A 16,251-nucleotide genomic window follows, 5' to 3' on the forward strand; every position below is an offset into this window, starting at 1 on the left:
CTGGGTCCGCCGAACTCGTCCGTCCCAGCCGAACTCGTCCGTTGCAACCGACGAGTTCGGCTGGGAGTGACGAGTTCGCCGCCCGATCTGGTCGCAGGCGGGTTACTGGCGGTAGCTCGACAGGAAGTTGCCCATGCGTTCGACCGCTTCCGCCAGGACCCTCGCCTCCGGGAGCGTGACGATGCGCAGGTGGTCGGGTGTGGGCCAGTGGAAGCCGGTGCCCTGGACCAGGAGGATGTGCTCGCTGACGAGCAGGTCGTAGACGAGCCGGGCGTCGTCGCGGATCTCGTGGACGTCCGGGTCGAGGCGCGGGAACAGGTAGAGGGCGCCGTCGGGGCGCACACAGTCGACGCCGGGGATCGAGGTCAGCCCGCGGTAGGCGACGTCGCGCTGCTCGTGCAGGCGACCACCGGGCGCGATCAACGCGTCGATGCTCTGGATGCCACCGAGCGCGGCCTGGACGGCGTGCTGCGCGGGGACGTTCGGGCACAGGCGGGTCGACGCCAGCAGGGTGATGCCCTCGAGGAAGCCGGTCGCGTGCTCGCGGGGGCCGGTGACCACCATCCAGCCGGACCGGTAGCCGGCCACGCGGTACGTCTTGGACAGGCCGTTGAACGTGAGGCACAGCAGGTCGGGGGCGACGGAAGCCATGGGGATGTGCTCGGCGCCGTCGAACAGGATGCGGTCGTAGATCTCGTCGGAGAGCACCAGGAGGCTGTGCTCGCGGGCGATCGCGGCGATGCCCTCCAGCACGGTGCGTGAGTAGACCGCGCCGGTGGGGTTGTTCGGGTTGATGACGACGATCGCCTTGGTGCGGGGGGTCACCAGGGAGCGGATGTGCTCCAGGTCCGGCTCCCAGCCGGCGGCCTCGTCGCAGCGGTAGTGCACGGGGACGCCGTCGGACAGGGACGTCATCGCGGTCCACAGTGGGTAGTCCGGCGACGGGATGAGCACCTCGTCGCCCTCGTCGAGGAGCGCCTGCATGACCATCGTGATCAGCTCGGACACGCCGTTGCCCAGGTAGACGTCGTCGACGTCGATCTCGGGGAACCCCGGCTCGGTCTCGTACCGCGTGACCACGGCGCGGCGGGCACTCAGGATGCCGCGCGAGTCGGTGTACCCGTGCGCGTGGGGGATCGCGGCGATGACGTCGCGCACGATCTGGTGCGGGGCCTCGAATCCGAACGCGGCGGGGTTGCCGGTGTTGAGCCGCAGGATCGTGTGGCCCTCCGCCTCGAGGCGGACGACCTCGTCCAGGGCGGACCCGCGGATCTCGTAGAGCACGTTCTTGAGCTTCGACGACTGGTCCAGCGGACGGTGCAGCGGCATCTGTCGAGAGTATCCGGCGCCGTGACTCGACTTGTGACGGAACTGAGCCCGGCCCGAAACAGACCGTTTACGCGGGCTCGCCCCTGCCGGAAACACCCCGTCCCTAGGTTCGTCACCCATGGGCACAGGGATGTATACAGCGCGGGACACAGCGCGGTGTCGCACGCTCCTCGAGGCCCGGACCCGGAACTGCCCCTCAGCTCGTCCCCAGCGAAAGGCATCCCGTTGACCAGATCTCGCACGCGCGCACTCGCTCTCCCGGCGGCCGCCCTGGTCGTCGCTCTCGGCGTCGCCGGCTGCGGCGCCCGCACCTCCGACGACCCGGCGGACGCCGGCACGGCTGCGTCGGCCTCGTGTGTCGACACGTCCGGCGACACCGTCAAGATCGGCTTCCTCAACTCGCTGTCCGGCACCATGGCCATCTCCGAGCAGACGGTCCGGGACTCCCTCGACCTGGCTGCCGAGGAGATCAACGCCGACGGCGGGGTCCTGGGCAAGCAGCTCGAGATCGTCGCCGAGGACGGCGCCTCCGAGCCCAGCGTGTTCGCGGAGAAGGCCGAGAAGCTCATCTCGTCCGACTGCGTCGCCGCGGTGTTCGGCGGCTGGACGTCCTCGTCGCGCAAGGCGATGCTCCCCGTCTTCGAGGCCAAGGACTCGCTGCTGTTCTACCCGGTCCAGTACGAGGGCCTGGAGGCGTCGCCGAACATCTTCTACACGGGTGCGACGACCAACCAGCAGATCCTGCCCGGCATGGACTACCTCAAGGAGCAGGGCAAGTCGAAGATCTTCCTCGTCGGCTCCGACTACGTCTTCCCGCGCACGGCCAACAAGGAGATCGTCGCCTGGGCCGGCGCCAACGACGTCGAGATCGTCGGCGAGGAGTACGCCCCGCTGGGCCACACCGACTTCGCCACCATCGTGAACAAGCTCAAGGGCTCCGGCGCGGACGCGGTGTTCAACACCCTCAACGGTGACTCCAACGTCGCGTTCTTCAAGGAGTACAAGAACGTCGGCCTCGCCGCGGACACGCTCCCCGTCGTCTCGGTGTCCATCGCCGAGGAGGAGGTCGGTGGCATCGGCATCGACAACATCGTCGGCCAGCTCACCGCGTGGAACTACTACCAGACGGTCGAGAGCCCCGAGAACGAGACGTTCGTCGCGGCGTTCAAGGAGAAGTTCGGCGACGACCGCGTGACCTCCGACCCGATGGAGGCGGCGTACACGTCGCTCTACCTGTGGAAGGGCATGGTCGAGAAGGCCGAGTCGTTCGACGTCGCGGCCATCCAGGAGGCGGCCGATGGCGTGACCTTCGACGCCCCCGAGGGCACGGTCACCGTGAACGGCGACAACCACCACATCGCCAAGACCGCGCTCATCGGCAAGATCGGCCCCGACGGCCTCATCTACACCGAGTGGTCGTCGGACGGCCCCATCGAGCCGGACCCGTTCCTCGAGGGCTACGACTGGGCCGAGGGCCTGTCCTGACCCACTGCTGACGGTGGAGGCCCGGCGTCCTGCGGACGCCGGGTCACCACCCTCTCCCCACAGGAAGGACGGGTCGGATGGACGCCCTCGTCTCACAGCTCTTCGCGGGGCTCAGCCTGGGGTCGGTGCTGCTGCTCGCGGCGCTCGGCCTGGCGCTGACGTTCGGTCAGATGGGCGTCATCAACATGGCGCACGGCGAGTTCATGATGGCCGGCGCGTACACGGCGTTCGTGGTGCAGGGCGTGATCGCCGACGCGGGCGTCTCGCTGCTGGTGTCGCTGGTCATCGGGTTCCTCGTCGGCGGCCTGCTCGGGCTGCTCCTCGAGGTCACGCTCATCTCGCGGATGTACAAGCGGCCGCTGGACACGCTGCTGGTGACGTTCGGGGTCGCCCTGGTGCTCCAGCAGCTGGCCCGCGACGTGTTCGGCGCCCCGAACGTCGACGTCCGCGCCCCCGCCTGGCTCTCCGGTGCGGTGCCGATCCTGGGCGTCGAGCTTCCCAAGGCCCGCCTGTTCATCCTGGCGCTCGCGCTCCTGTGCGTGCTCGCGCTCTCCCTCGTGCTCAAGCTCAGCCCGCTCGGCCGCCGCATCCGGGCCACCGTGCAGAACCGGGACCTGGCCGAGACGTCGGGCATCTCGACGCGCGCCACCGACCGGCTCACGTTCTTCGTCGGCTCCGGCGTCGCCGGCGTCGCGGGCGTGGCACTGACCCTGCTCGGGTCGGTCGGTCCGACGCTGGGCACCAACTACATCGTCGACGCGTTCCTCGTCGTGGTCGTCGGCGGCATCGGGCAGCTCAAGGGCGCGGTGATCGCCGCGTTCGCGCTCGGGCTGCTCCAGGCGAGCTTCGAGTACTCGACGACGGCGAGCATCGCCAAGGTGCTGCTGTTCGTCGTGATCGTCGCGTTCCTGCAGGTCAGGCCCCAAGGCCTCGTCTCGGTCCGTACCCGGAGCCTCGCGTGAGCCCCCGCGTCCGCCTCTGGGGCGGTCTCGCGATCGCCGCCGCGCTGCTGTTCGGCGTCGCGCCTGCGCTGCTGTCGGACTTCCGGCTCAACCTGCTCGCCAAGTTCTGCTGCCTCGCCATGGTCGCGGTCGGCATCGGCCTGGCCTGGGGACGCGGCGGGATGCTCGTGCTCGGGCAGGGCGTGTTCTTCGGCCTCGGCGGCTACATCATGGCGATGCACCTCAAGCTGTCCGACGCTGGCCCCGGTGGGGTGCCCGACTTCATGCTGCTGTACGGCGACGGCACCGTGCCGGGCTGGTGGGAGCCGTTCCGGGACCCCGTCGTCACCATCCTGGCGATCCTGGTCGTGCCTGCCCTCGTCGCCACCCTGCTCGGTCTGGCGGTGTTCAAGCGGCGGGTCCGGGGTGCGTACTTCGCGATCCTGTCGCAGGCGCTCGCGGCGGCGTTCGCCATCCTGCTGGTCGGCCAGCAGAAGGTCACCGGTGGCACCAACGGGCTCAACGGCTTCCAGTCGTTCTTCGGGTTCACGCTCTCCGACCCCGTGAACAAGCGGATGCTCTACTTCATCGCCGCGGGGGTGCTCCTGGCGATGGTCGCGATCGTGCGCCTCGTCATGAACTCCCGCTACGGCGAGCTGCTCGTCGCGGTCCGCGACGAGGAGAACCGCGTCCGGTTCCTCGGCTACGACCCCGCGATCGTCAAGACCGTCGCCTACGCGATCGCCGCCTGCTTCGCGGCCGTCGGCGGCGCCCTGTTCACGCCCATCGTCGGGATCATCTCCCCGGCCGACGTCGGCGTCGTGCCCTCCATCGGGTTCCTCGTCGGCGTCGCGATCGGCGGCCGGGCCACGCTGCTCGGACCGGTGCTCGGAGCGATCGGGGTGTCCTGGGCGGAGACGTCCCTGTCGGAGTCGTTCCCGTCGTTCTGGATCTACTTCCAGGGCGCCCTGTTCATCCTCGTCGTCGCGTTCCTGCCGAACGGGCTCGCGACGATCGGTCGTCTGTTCCGTCGCCGGAAGAAGGAACCGGACCCTGCTCCGGTCCCCGAACCCGCGGCACTCGAACCCACCGGGACACCCTCATGAGCGACGAGATGCCCACGACCGCCGCCCCCCTGATCGGCGAGGGGTCGCTGGACCCCGACGCGTTGGAGCAGGTCATCGCCGCCGACGACGCCCGGTTCAAGCACGACTACCTGGAGATCCGGGACCTGCGCGTGGTGTTCGACGGGTTCGTCGCCGTGGCGGGTGTCGACCTGACCGTCACGCAGGGCGACCTGCGGTTCCTCATCGGACCCAACGGCGCCGGGAAGACCACCATCGTCGACGCCATCACCGGCCTGGCGCCCGCCACCGGGACCATCCGGTTCGGCGGCGTGGAACTCCTGGGGAAGCCGTCGCACAAGGTCGCCCGCGCCGGGGTCGGCCGCACGTTCCAGACGGCCAGCGTGTTCGACGAGCTCACGGTCCTGCAGAACCTCGACATCGCCGCAGGGTCGCGTCGCAAGGCCCGCGTCATGCTCCGGCGGCGGAAGGGGATCCCGGATGCCGTCGAGGCGGCGCTGGAGACCGTCGGCCTGTCCCACGCACGCGACTCGCTGGCCGGCGTCCTGGCGCACGGGCAGAAGCAGTGGCTGGAGATCGGGATGCTGCTCGTGCAGGACGCCCGGCTGCTGCTGCTCGACGAGCCCGTCGCCGGCATGAGCCAGGCCGAGCGGGAGGAGACCGGGCAGCTGCTCCAGCGCATCGGGGCGCAGCGCACCGTCGTCGTCGTCGAGCACGACATGGAGTTCCTGCGCAGCTTCGCCTCGTCGGTGACCGTGCTCCACCAGGGGTCGGTGCTCAGCGAGGGGACGGTCGCGCAGGTGCAGGCGGACCCGAAGGTGGTCGAGGTGTACCTGGGTCGCGGCGCAGGTGCACGGGGCTCTACGAAGGAGGCGTCCTGATGTTGCAGCTCACCGGCGTGCACGTCGGCTACGGGCGGACGTCCGTGGTGCACGGGGTCGACGTCGAGGTGGCCGACGGCGGGGTCACCGCGATCATGGGTCACAACGGCGCCGGCAAGACGACGCTGCTGCGGGCGGCGGTCGGGCTGCTCCCCGTGCGCAGCGGACGGGTGACCCTGTACGGGGAGGACGTGTCGAAGCTCCGGCCGCACCAGCGGGTGCGTCGGGGTCTGGCCTACGTCCCCCAGGGGCAGCAGTCGTTCGGGCAGCTCACGGCGCGGGAGAACCTGCAGCTCGTCGCCGACGGCGCCGGGTCCGCCGGGGCGTCCCGGATGGCCGACGCGCTCGACCTGTTCCCGGCTCTGCGTGACCTGCTCGGCCGACGGGCCGGCCTCCTGTCCGGTGGCCAGCGCCAGCAGCTCGCCATCGCGCGGGCCCTCCTGACGGGGCCGAAGGTGCTCATCCTCGACGAGCCCACCGAAGGCATCCAGCCGTCCGTCGTCCAGGAGATCGAGGATGCCATCGGCACGCTCAGCGCCGACGGGCTGTCGGTGCTGCTGGTCGAGCAGCACGTCGGGTTCGCGCTCGGCGCGGCCGGACAGTACTACGTGCTGGAGTCCGGACGGGTGACACAGTCGGGGGCCGGGGGCGCGGACCGGGAGGCCGACGTGCGCGCCGCGATGGCCCTGTGAGCCGGGAGGTCTACGCTTCGTGACCATGAGCACGGGTGGGACGACCGGGCTGTCCGAGGATCCGCGATCGCTGCGTGACGTGGTCTATCAGCAGCTCCGCGACGAGATCTTGAACGGCCGCATCTCCCCACGGGAGCGCCTCACCGAACCCAAGCTGGGCAAGCTGTTCGACGTGTCCCGCACCCCCGTCCGCGAGGCGCTGTCGCGGCTGCTGTCCGACGGGCTCGTGGAGCGCACCGACTTCGGCTACGCCGTCGTCGTGCCCAGCCTGGAGGACCTGCGCAACCTCTACGAGCTGCGGATCACCCTCGAGCTGCGCGGCATCGCCCGCGCCATCGAGAACCCGCAGGTCCGGCACGACGAGGAGCTCCTGGGCGCCGAGCGGGAGAAGTGGGCCGAGCTCCGCGACGCCCCGCCCGAGCCCGACGCCAGCTTCGTGCTCTTCGACGAGGGGTTCCACCAGGTGCTGTCCCGGTCGTCGGGGAACACGCAGCTCACCGGCGCCCTGGTCACCGTGAACCAGAAGATCCGCGCCGTGCGCATGCACGACTTCGTGGAGACGGACCGCATCACCGCGACCATCGACGAGCACCTCGAGATCCTCACCCTGGTCCTCGCCCGCGAGCTGCCCTCGGCCCTGACCGCCCTGCACAAGCACGTGGGGGAGTCGCTCGAGGTCGTCATGCAGCGCGCGACGCAGTCGATGACCCGGATGGCGCTCGCGGGCTGACCAGCCCCGAACCCGTCGTTCTCGCAGTCGCCCGGGTAGCGCCGGGGCTCCTCAGGCGTCGGGGTCGGGGGCGGGTCTCCGCACGGACGTGCGGTGCATCACGGCTGGGCCACGGCCCGGCCACGATGTGGCCGGCATCGCGCCCGGCCGACGGCGTTCGCGCGCTGAGCAGCTCACCCGGCGACGGCGGCGACGACACAGGCGCCTCCGACGACCAGGTCCAGCCCGATGCACCACAGGGCGAGCGACCGGGTGACCACGGCCTCGCGGCGGTAGTGGATGACGTCCCACACCACGTGCGCCGCCAGTGCGAGTCCGGCGATCGCCAGCCCGACGCGGGGGGCGAGCAGGAGCGCGACCAGGGCGACACCCAGGTAGCCGCCGGCAGCGAGTGCCTGGGGCACGGTGAGCCGGGGGCGCAGGACGAGGCCCACGCCGGTGAGGACCACACCGGAGGCGACGAAGAGGACGGTTCGGGGGAAGTCCAGGAGCCCGGCCAGCACGACGAGGACCGCGAACGTCCACGCGCCGACCCATCCGACCCACCGCCGCCCGGCGACCGCGGCGGCGAGGTAGCCCAGCACGGCGATGCCGATGACCGTCGTCGGCTGCATGCTCGTGAGGCCGTCGTCGTCGCCGCCCGGCAGGATCGCGAGCACGCCGGTGGCTGCGCCGAGGGCGACCCAGGCCACGAGTGCCCAGGCCCGGACGGGCGTCGACCGGACCGTGACGGCTGTGTGTGTGGTGCTCATGTCTGGACGCCTCCCGCGATTCGTGAACAAGGGTTCATGAACGCTAGTTCATGTTATTTTCAGGTGTCAACGACGGGAGAACCAGTGACCCCCCGACCGCCTCTGGACGTCGACGGTCTGCGCGAGACGCTCCTCGCGCACGCCCGGACCGTGATCGCCCGCGACGGCGTCGACGGGCTGACGATGCGCGCGCTCGCGACCGAGGCGGGCATGGCGGTCGGCATGTCGTACAAGGCGTTCCCGTCGCGCGAGGAGCTGCTCCGCGAGCTGACGTGGCGTTCGCTCCGGGAGCTGGCCCGCGCCCTCGACGACTGGGCCGTACGGCCGGGCGGCGACCTCGGCGACCGGCTCCTGGAGTTCTCCGACCTCTACGCAGCCTCGGACGCGCCCCTGCTCGTCGCCCACCTCGGCCGGCTGCCCGGCCCGGACCGGTCGCTGCACGTCGCGGTCGACGCGGGCGTCACGCGGTCCTGGGCGGCCGTGATGACGGAGTTCCTCGCGGCACGGCAGCGCGACGGGGACCTGCGTGCCGACGTGGACGTCGAGGCGTTCGGCTTCCTCCTCGGCGCGGCGATGCACCACGTCATGGTCGCCGAGGAGCCGTTCCCTGCACCCGACCGGGCCACGCTCACGCAGTACGTCGCCGCGGTCGCTGCACAGCTGACCGTGGACGACAAGGCGTAACGCACCGTTTACGCGGGCGCGTGGGCCGGGAAACACAGCCTCTCTAGCGTGCCGGATACCGGGGTGTATACATCCCGCGCCGGGCGCCCGACGGGGGCGCGGCCCACGCACGACCGCACCCGGGGGACGCCGTGTTCGACACCCTGCTCGTGGCCAACCGCGGCGAGATCGCCGTCCGCATCCTGCGCAGCGCGCGCGACCTCGGCCTGAAGACCGTCGCCGTGTACTCCGACGCGGACGCGGCTGCCCCGCACGTGCGGCTCGCCGACGTCGCAGTGCGCCTCGGCCCGGCCGCCGCGAGCGAGAGCTACCTGCGGCCCGAGCTCGTGCTGCACGCCGCGGCGGAGACCGGCGCCGGTGCGATCCACCCCGGGTACGGGTTCCTGTCCGAGAACGCGCAGTTCGCCCGCGAGGTCGAGGCGGCGGGCATCGCGTTCGTCGGGCCGACGGCCGCGCACCTGTCGGTGTTCGGCGACAAGCACCAGGCGCGCGAGGCGGCGCAGGCGGCGGGTGTCCCGCTGGTCGCCGGCAGCGGGCTGCTGGAGTCGGTCGAGGAGGCGCTCGCGGCCGCGTCCGTCGTCGGCTACCCCGTCATGGTCAAGGCCGTCGGCGGCGGCGGTGGCATCGGCATGCAGGCGTGTGCCGACGCCGACGAGCTCGTGGCCGCGTTCGACCGGGTGCAGCGGCTCGCCGCGGCGAGCTTCGGCAGCGCCGGGGTGTTCCTGGAGCGGTTCGTGTCCCGCGCACGGCACCTGGAGGTGCAGGTCTTCGGCGACGGCGCCGGACGCGTCGTGAGCCTGGGCGACCGCGACTGCTCGTTGCAGCGGCGCAACCAGAAGGTGGTCGAGGAGGCGCCGGCACCCGCGCTCCCCGACGACGTCCGCGCGATGCTCCACGAGTCCGCCCGGGCGCTCACGGCGTCGGTGTCCTACCGGTCCGCGGGGACCGTCGAGTACGTGTACGACGTCGACCGCGGCGAAGCGTCGTTCCTCGAGGTCAACACCCGGCTGCAGGTCGAGCACCCGGTGACCGAGGCCGTGACGCGCGTCGACCTCGTCGCCTGGATGCTCCAGCTCGCGCAGGGCGACTCCTCGTTCCTCGACGAGGTGCCCGACGAGGGGCCGGCCATCGAAGGTCACGCCGTCGAGGTCCGTGTGTACGCCGAGGACCCCCGCAAGGACTACCAGCCGAGCGCCGGGCTGCTCACCGAGGTCGTCTACCCCGAGGACCCGGCCGTCCGCATCGACGCCTGGGCCGAGACCGGGCAGCAGGTGACCAGCCACTACGACCCCATGCTGGCCAAGGTGATCGTGCACGCGGCGGACCGCACCGCGGCGTTCGGGGCGTCGGCACGCGCGCTCGCGGCCACGCGGTTCACGGGGGTCCAGACGAACCTCCCGCTGCTGCGCGTGGCCGTCAGCCTGCCCGACGTCATCGACGCCGTGCACACCACCGGGACGCTCTCGGGCGTCACCGACGACGAGCCGTACGTCGACGTCGTCCGGCCGGGGGTCATGACGACGGTCCAGGACTGGCCGGGCCGGCTCGGGTTCTGGGACGTCGGCATCTCCCCGTCGGGGCCGATGGACGACCTGTCGTTCCGGCTGGGCAACCGCGCGCTGGGCAACGCCGAGGGTGCGCCCGGGCTCGAGTGCACGCTCACCGGGCCGCGCCTGCGGTTCAGCCACGAGACGGTCGTGTGCGTGACCGGGGCGCCCGCGCCCGTCACGGTCGACGGCGTCGACGTCCCGCAGTGGGAGCCCGTCACCGTCCCTGCCGGCGGTGTCCTCGACGTCGGCGCGCCGCACGACGCCGGTCTGCGCACCTACGTGCTGCTCCGCGGTGGGCTGGACGTGCCGCTCTACCTCGGGTCGGCGTCGACCTTCTCGATGGGCGGCTTCGGCGGGTACACCGGGCGCGCGCTCGTCGTCGGCGACACCTTGGTGCCCGGCGTCCCGCTCGGTCCGCCGCCCGTCGCCGTTCCGGAGGACGTCCGGCCGCACCTGGTGCACGAGTGGGAGGTCGCCGTCCAGGAGGGGCCGCAGCCCGCGCCGTCGTACTTCACGCCCGCGGACATGGAGATGTTCTACGCCGCGACGTGGCAGGTGCAGACGCACGCCAACCGCACCGGCATCCGCCTGACCGGGCCGAAGCCGCAGTGGGCGCGCCCCGACGGTGGCGAGGCAGGGCTGCACCCGTCGAACCTGCACGACAACCCGTACTCGGTCGGCGCGCTCAACGTCTCCGGCGACACCCCGATCCTGCTCGGACCCGACGGCCCGAGCCTCGGCGGGTTCGCCTGCCCGCTGACGGTCGTCGTCGGGCACCGCTGGAAGATGGGCCAGATCCGCCCCGGCGACACGGTCCGGCTGGTCCCTGTGCCCGACGCCACCGCCGACGCCCTACGCACCGACGACGCCCTGCGCGCGTCCGCGCACCTCGGCCCCGACGTGCGCACAGGCCCCGACGGTGACGACGGCGTGCTGGCCCGGATCGCCGGCGATCCCGACGTCGTGTACCTGCGCGGGGGCGACGACAACGTCCTCGTCGAGTACGGCCCCATGGTCCTCGACCTCGGCCTGCGGATGCGCGTGCACGCGCTCGGCGAGGCACTGAAGGGCACCCCGGGCGTCATCGACATCACGCCCGGCGTGCGCAGCCTGCACGTGCACGTCGACCCGTCGGTGATCTCGGTACGCGCGCTGGTCGACGTCCTGGTCGGGATCGAAGCCTCGCTGCCCGCGACGGAGGACCTCGTGGTCCCGAGCCGCCGCATCCACCTGCCGCTGTCGTTCGACGACCCCGTGATCGCCGAGGCGGTCGCCCGGTACCAGGCCGGGGTCCGCCCCGAGGCGCCGTGGCTGCCGTCGAACATCGAGTTCGTCCGCCGCATCAACGGTCTGCCGTCCACCGACGACGTGTTCGACACGATGATGGCCGCCGAGTACCTGGTGCTCGGCCTCGGCGACGTCTACCTCGGCGCCCCGCTGGCCGTCCCGCTCGACCCCCGGCACCGCCTCATGACCACCAAGTACAACCCGGCGCGCACCTGGACCGCCGCGGACACCGTCGGCCTGGGCGGCCAGTACCTCTGCGTCTACGGCATGGACTCACCCGGCGGCTACCAGCTGGTCGGCCGCACCGTGCCCATCTGGTCCGGGCACCGGCAGCGCGGGGTGTTCGAACCCGGGAAGCCCTGGCTGCTCCGGTTCTTCGACCGGGTCGTCTGGCACCCCGTCGCCGCCGACGAGCTGCTCGCCCAGCGCGACGCGTTCGCGGCCGGACGCCTGGACGTCGAGGTCGAGCACGGCACGTTCTCCTACCGCGAGCACCTGGAGCTCCTGGCCGAGCACGCCGACGACATCGCCGAGTTCCAGGCGCGGCAGGCCGCCGCGTTCGCCGACGAGCGGGCTGCCTGGGCGCTCGCGGGCGAGTTCGACACCGCCGAGGCTGAGCCGGCGCACAGCGGCGACCTCGGCTCCGGGCCCGGGGAGATCGAGCTGCTCGACGGCTGCGTGCTGGTCGAGGCGCCGATGGTCGGCAGCGTCTGGCGGATCGAGGCGCAGGCGGGCGAGCAGGTCAGGGAAGGGGACCTGCTGATCGCCCTGGAGGCCATGAAGCTCGAGCTCGGCGTGACCGCGCCGTCCGACGGCACCGTCCTGAAGGTCCTCGTCGAGCCCGGGCAGCACGTCGCCCCCGGCGCGCCGCTGGCGATCCTGGCGGTGGGCGCGTGAGCCGGGCGACGATGAGCGACGTGACCAGAGCGGACGGAACGGCGGAGGGATCAGCAGCGGTCGATGTGGGTGAGCCGGCCGGTGGCGCGTCCTCCCCGGGTCGCCTGGACCTGCACGGCGTCGCGGCCGTCGGTGTCGCCGAGGCGCGGGTGCGCCGCGCGTACGCCCGGATCGCCGAGGTCGACCGCCCCGAGGTCTGGATCACGCTCGTGCCCGAGGAGTCGGCGACCGCCGCCGCCCGAGAGGTCGACGCCCGGCTCACCGCCGGTGCCGTGCTGCCGCTGGCGGGGCTCACGCTCGCCGTCAAGGACAACGTCGACGTCGCCGGGCTGCCGACGACCGCGGCGTGCCCGTCCTTCGCGAGCGACCCCGCGGGCAGGCCCGGCCCTGCCCAGGTGAGCGCGCCGGCCGTGCAGGCGCTGGTCGATGCCGGTGCGGTGATCCTCGGCAAGACCAACCTCGACCAGTTCGCGACGGGACTCGTCGGCGTCCGCAGCCCGTTCGGCGCCGTCCGGCACGCCACGCTCCCGGACCGCGTCTCGGGCGGGTCGAGCTCCGGGTCGGCGGTCGCGGTGGCGCTCGGCATCGCGGACATCGGCATCGGCACCGACACCGCGGGCTCCGGGCGCGTCCCGGCCGCGTTCGGAGCGCTCGTCGGCATCAAGACGACCCTCGGTCTCGTCCCGACCACCGGCGTCGTCCCCGCGTGCCGCAGCTACGACGTCGTCACGACGTTCACGCGCGACCTCGAGCTCGGGGTCGCCGCCACCCGGACGATGGTCGGCGCCGACCCGACGGATCCCGCCCGCCGGTCGTGGCCGGTCGACGTGCGTCTCGGCCTGCGGTCCGTGCCCGTCGTCGCCGTGCCGCGCGCCGAGGACCTCGAACCGCTGTCGCCGGGCTGGCGAGCGGCGTTCGACACCGCGGTGCAGGCCGTCGTCGCGACGGGCGCGCAGGTCAGGACTGTCGACCTCAGCGGCATGCTGTCCGCCGCGCGGCTCCTCTACGACGGCGCGATCGTCGCCGAACGGTACGAGGCCGTCGGGGCGTTCCTGGCCGACGCACCCGACGCCGACCCCACCGTGCGCTCGATCATCCTGTCCGGCCGCGACACCCCGGCGCACGCGTACGTCGCGGACCGTGCCCTCCTCGCCGCCGCCAAGGCCGAGGCCGCCGCGGTCCTGGACGGCTGCGACCTGCTCCTGCTGCCGACCACCACCGAGCACCCGACGATCGCCGCGGTCCAGGCCGACCCCCTGGCCATCAACCGGCGCCTCGGCACCTACACCAACTTCGTGAACCTCCTCGACATGGCGGCCGTCGCGATCCCCGCCGGGGAGGCCGACGGCGGACCGTTCGGGATCACCGTCCTGTCCCGCGCGTTCGACGACCAGCTGGCTCTCGACCTGGCTGCCCGCCTCCTGGCGAGCGCCGACGCCACGAGTGCCGACGACACGAGTGCCGACGACACGAGTGCCGACGACGCGCCGGACGTGGACCGGTCGCTCGTCGGGACCGGTGTCGACGTCCTCGTCGTCGGTGCCCACCTGCGTGGCCAGCCGCTCAACGCCGAGCTCGAGGAGCTCGGGGCGAGGTTCGTCCGCGCGGTCCGCACGTCTGACGCCTACCGCCTGGTCGCGCTCGACACCCAGCCTCGCAAGCCGGGCCTGGTGCGAGCGGGCCCGGGGGCGGGTGCCCCGATCGCGGGCGAGGTCTGGCGTCTCTCGCCCGGGGCGCTCGGCAGGCTGCTCGCGGGCCTGCCCGCGCCGATGTCGCTGGGGCAGGTGGAGCTCGCGGACGGCGCCTGGGTGGTCGGCTTCGGTTGCACGGCCGAGTCCGGCGCTGCCGGCGCCGACATCACGTCGTCCGGCGGCTGGGTCGAGGCCCTCCGGCGTGGGCTCTGACCACAGCAGGGCGGCCCCGGACCGTGCACCGGTGCCCGGAGACGGCGCGTCACCTGCACCCGGAGGACCGTTCCCCCTGTCAGCGCGGAACCGTCATTGAGCGCGCTCAGCGGTCCGCGAAGAACCCGGTGACGTCGATGACCCCGTAGGTATCGCCAGAGTTGTAGACGTCCACGATCCACGAACCGGCCACGGCGGCGGCGGCGACGTTGGAACCCGGGCGGGCGTTGGTCGCGCTCGTCGCAGGCTCCTCCTGGTCGTAGCCCCACACCTTGAGGTAGGTCGGCCGCGTCGCGCTGAAGGTCGTCACGTTGAGCATGACGGCCTCGGCGCTCGAAGAGAGACCGAACGTCTCCGGGTAGAGGATGAAGCTCTGGGACGGGAAGATCGTGGGCCGGATCTGGTCCGGCACCCGCTTGGCGTCCAGCGGGAAGTACATCGACCCCTGGCCTTCCACGAACCACCCGGTGACGTCCACGATCACGTCGGTGCGTCCCGCGTTGTTGTAGAGCTCGATGTCCTGGCCGTCGCCGAGCGGGACGATCGACAGGTTCGCGATGTCGTCGCCCCGGTAGGCGTTCACCAGGCTCGTCGACGGGCCGTCCTGCGCGCCCGCGGGGTACGCCGACACGTACGACGTGCCCGCGCTCGCCCTGGTCGTCGTCACCGTCACCATCGCCGCGACCGCGCCCGCGGGTGCGATCGCACCCAACGGCACCCGACGCCTCTCGCGCTCGCCCACCGGCGTCGACGAGCGTGAGTCGAACGCGCGCACCGGGTCGAGCTCCACGTAGCCCGCGTCGGAGCTGGGCGTGTAGTAGCCCGCGAGGTCGGCCACGAGGTGCGTCGTGCCCGCGTTGTTGTACAGCGTCACCTCGGGAAGGGTGTGGCCGGTCACCCGGGCCGGCGCGATGCCGACCGTCACGAGGTTCGCGACGTCACGGCCGCGCTCGGTGTTCAGCACGCTCGTCGTGGGGGTGCCCGGGTCGCCGGACTCGTCGTCGTGCACCACCGACACGAAGGACGTCTGCGCGCTTCCCTGCGTCGCGGTGAGGTTGAGCACGACCGCGGTCGCGTCGGCGGGCACGCCCTCGAGCGCGAACCGTCGGCTCTGCGCCGGCCCCAGGGGGCCGCCCGGGTCGTTGCGGGTGTCGAAGGCACGGCGAGGCTCGACAGGGACGAAGCGCCCGCCCGGCGTCACGAAGACGTCCTGCTGCACGCGCCCTTGCAGCGTGAAGGTCGCCGCGCGTGCGATGTCCGTCGCGTGCAGCCCGTACTGCTGCCCCGCGTACGGCTCGTCCCAGGCGGCGTCCACCAGGACGACGCTCTCGGTGTCGGAGCACTCCTCCTGGAGGGAGTACTGCCCCGTGGAGCTCGTGTAGACGTAGTTGAGGTTGTCGATGCTGGCGCCCGACGACCCGTCGGCCGCCATCACCATGACGGTCAGGTCCGGGACCGGGGAGCCGGTGATCGAGTCACGCACCGTCCCGCTCACCGTCGAGACGCACTCCGCCGCCGAGGCGGTCGCCGGTACGAGCCCGGCGCACGTCGCCGCGACCAGCGCGGCCGTTGCGACGGCCCTGCCCCTGAGTCCCACGACGACGCCCCCTTCGTGAACCCGGACGCTCGTCCGGACCGGCGCACACGCTAGCAGCGCGCGCCTACAGGTCGGGGCGGTTTCAGCGACGTCTCCGCGCGGTCTACCGGTGCCGAACGCGGTCCCGTGCGGGAACCCGCAGGCCCGACGCCCGCAGCCGACGGATCAGCTCCTTCGCGCTCACCAGCTCCGCGCCGAGGGCGACGAGCTCCTCGATCCGCTGGTCCGGCACGTCGTAGTGGTCCCGGTCGAACCCGCGCGCCGGGATGCCCGCCCGGGCGGCGAACGCGTGCAGCTCCTCCAGCGAGGAGTCGCTGACGAGGTGCCCCCAGAGCATGCCGTGGTTCGGCCACATCGGAGGATCCACGAGCACGGTCACCGCCCGAGCGTATGCGCGTCCCGACCGTGGTCACACAGGTGACGAGGACGCGGGAGGT

At 72.1% G+C, this 16,251-nt stretch carries 13 protein-coding genes; 9 read left to right on the plus strand and 4 right to left on the minus strand.

Annotated elements, in window-relative coordinates:
• Nucleotides 1-102 precede the first annotated feature (102 nt).
• On the minus strand, nucleotides 103-1,329 hold the full coding sequence (locus tag ASF78_RS12725) for a pyridoxal phosphate-dependent aminotransferase (protein WP_056589744.1): 1,227 nt from the start codon (nucleotides 1,327-1,329) through the stop codon (nucleotides 103-105).
• A gap of 225 nt (nucleotides 1,330-1,554) precedes the next feature.
• Between ASF78_RS12725 and urtA the strand changes: the two genes are divergently transcribed.
• From urtA to ASF78_RS12755, 6 genes are all read left to right on the plus strand, one after another.
• Nucleotides 1,555-2,814: an urea ABC transporter substrate-binding protein gene (gene urtA, locus ASF78_RS12730; protein ID WP_200940600.1), complete on the plus strand. Its 1,260-nt coding sequence runs from the start codon at nucleotides 1,555-1,557 to the stop codon at nucleotides 2,812-2,814.
• A 77-nt stretch (nucleotides 2,815-2,891) separates the two neighbouring features.
• Nucleotides 2,892-3,776: an urea ABC transporter permease subunit UrtB gene (gene urtB, locus ASF78_RS12735; protein ID WP_056589747.1), complete on the plus strand. Its 885-nt coding sequence runs from the start codon at nucleotides 2,892-2,894 to the stop codon at nucleotides 3,774-3,776.
• Entirely contained in the window at nucleotides 3,773-4,861 is a 1,089-nt protein-coding gene (gene urtC, locus ASF78_RS12740) for an urea ABC transporter permease subunit UrtC (protein WP_056589750.1), read from the plus strand. The genes urtB and urtC overlap by 4 nt, the downstream gene beginning before the upstream one ends.
• The gene (gene urtD, locus ASF78_RS12745; protein WP_235518557.1) at nucleotides 4,858-5,721 is read left to right on the plus strand and encodes an urea ABC transporter ATP-binding protein UrtD; all 864 of its coding nucleotides are present in this window, start codon (nucleotides 4,858-4,860) and stop codon (nucleotides 5,719-5,721) included. The genes urtC and urtD overlap by 4 nt, the downstream gene beginning before the upstream one ends.
• Nucleotides 5,721-6,413 (plus strand): urea ABC transporter ATP-binding subunit UrtE, encoded by a 693-nt coding sequence (gene urtE / locus ASF78_RS12750; RefSeq protein ID WP_056589754.1) that lies wholly within the window; start codon nucleotides 5,721-5,723, stop codon nucleotides 6,411-6,413. Before urtD ends, urtE begins: the two co-directional genes overlap by 1 nt.
• 25 nt (nucleotides 6,414-6,438) lie before the next feature.
• Nucleotides 6,439-7,143 (plus strand): GntR family transcriptional regulator, encoded by a 705-nt coding sequence (locus ASF78_RS12755; RefSeq protein ID WP_056589757.1) that lies wholly within the window; start codon nucleotides 6,439-6,441, stop codon nucleotides 7,141-7,143.
• 173 nt (nucleotides 7,144-7,316) lie between these two features.
• Here the strand turns inward: ASF78_RS12755 and ASF78_RS12760 are convergent, their stop codons facing one another.
• Nucleotides 7,317-7,895, minus strand: a complete 579-nt coding sequence (locus ASF78_RS12760; RefSeq protein WP_056589760.1) for a hypothetical protein — start codon at nucleotides 7,893-7,895, stop codon at nucleotides 7,317-7,319.
• 84 nt (nucleotides 7,896-7,979) lie between these two features.
• Here ASF78_RS12760 and ASF78_RS12765 point away from each other — a divergent pair, with 84 nt between their 5' ends.
• From ASF78_RS12765 to atzF, 3 genes are all read left to right on the plus strand, one after another.
• A complete protein-coding gene (locus tag ASF78_RS12765; protein WP_200940601.1) occupies nucleotides 7,980-8,579 on the plus strand; it encodes a TetR/AcrR family transcriptional regulator in 600 nt (199 codons plus the stop codon).
• A 131-nt stretch (nucleotides 8,580-8,710) separates the two neighbouring features.
• On the plus strand, nucleotides 8,711-12,313 hold the full coding sequence (gene uca / locus ASF78_RS12770; protein WP_056589766.1) for an urea carboxylase: 3,603 nt from the start codon (nucleotides 8,711-8,713) through the stop codon (nucleotides 12,311-12,313).
• 20 nt (nucleotides 12,314-12,333) lie between these two features.
• Complete coding sequence (gene atzF, locus ASF78_RS12775) at nucleotides 12,334-14,217, plus strand: allophanate hydrolase (protein WP_235518558.1); 1,884 nt, start codon at nucleotides 12,334-12,336, stop codon at nucleotides 14,215-14,217.
• Between the two features lie 106 nt (nucleotides 14,218-14,323).
• On the opposite strand, the gene ASF78_RS12780 is transcribed toward atzF, so the two are convergent.
• Together ASF78_RS12780 and ASF78_RS12790 are read right to left on the minus strand one after the other, a co-directional pair.
• Nucleotides 14,324-15,814: a hypothetical protein gene (locus ASF78_RS12780; protein ID WP_156374154.1), complete on the minus strand. Its 1,491-nt coding sequence runs from the start codon at nucleotides 15,812-15,814 to the stop codon at nucleotides 14,324-14,326.
• A gap of 103 nt (nucleotides 15,815-15,917) precedes the next feature.
• Complete coding sequence (locus tag ASF78_RS12790; RefSeq protein WP_056589776.1) at nucleotides 15,918-16,193, minus strand: DUF4031 domain-containing protein; 276 nt, start codon at nucleotides 16,191-16,193, stop codon at nucleotides 15,918-15,920.
• Nucleotides 16,194-16,251: the final 58 nt, after the last annotated feature.

Origin of the sequence: Cellulomonas sp. Leaf334 (assembly GCF_001424195.1) — a bacterium.
GTDB lineage: Bacteria > Actinomycetota > Actinomycetes > Actinomycetales > Cellulomonadaceae > Cellulomonas.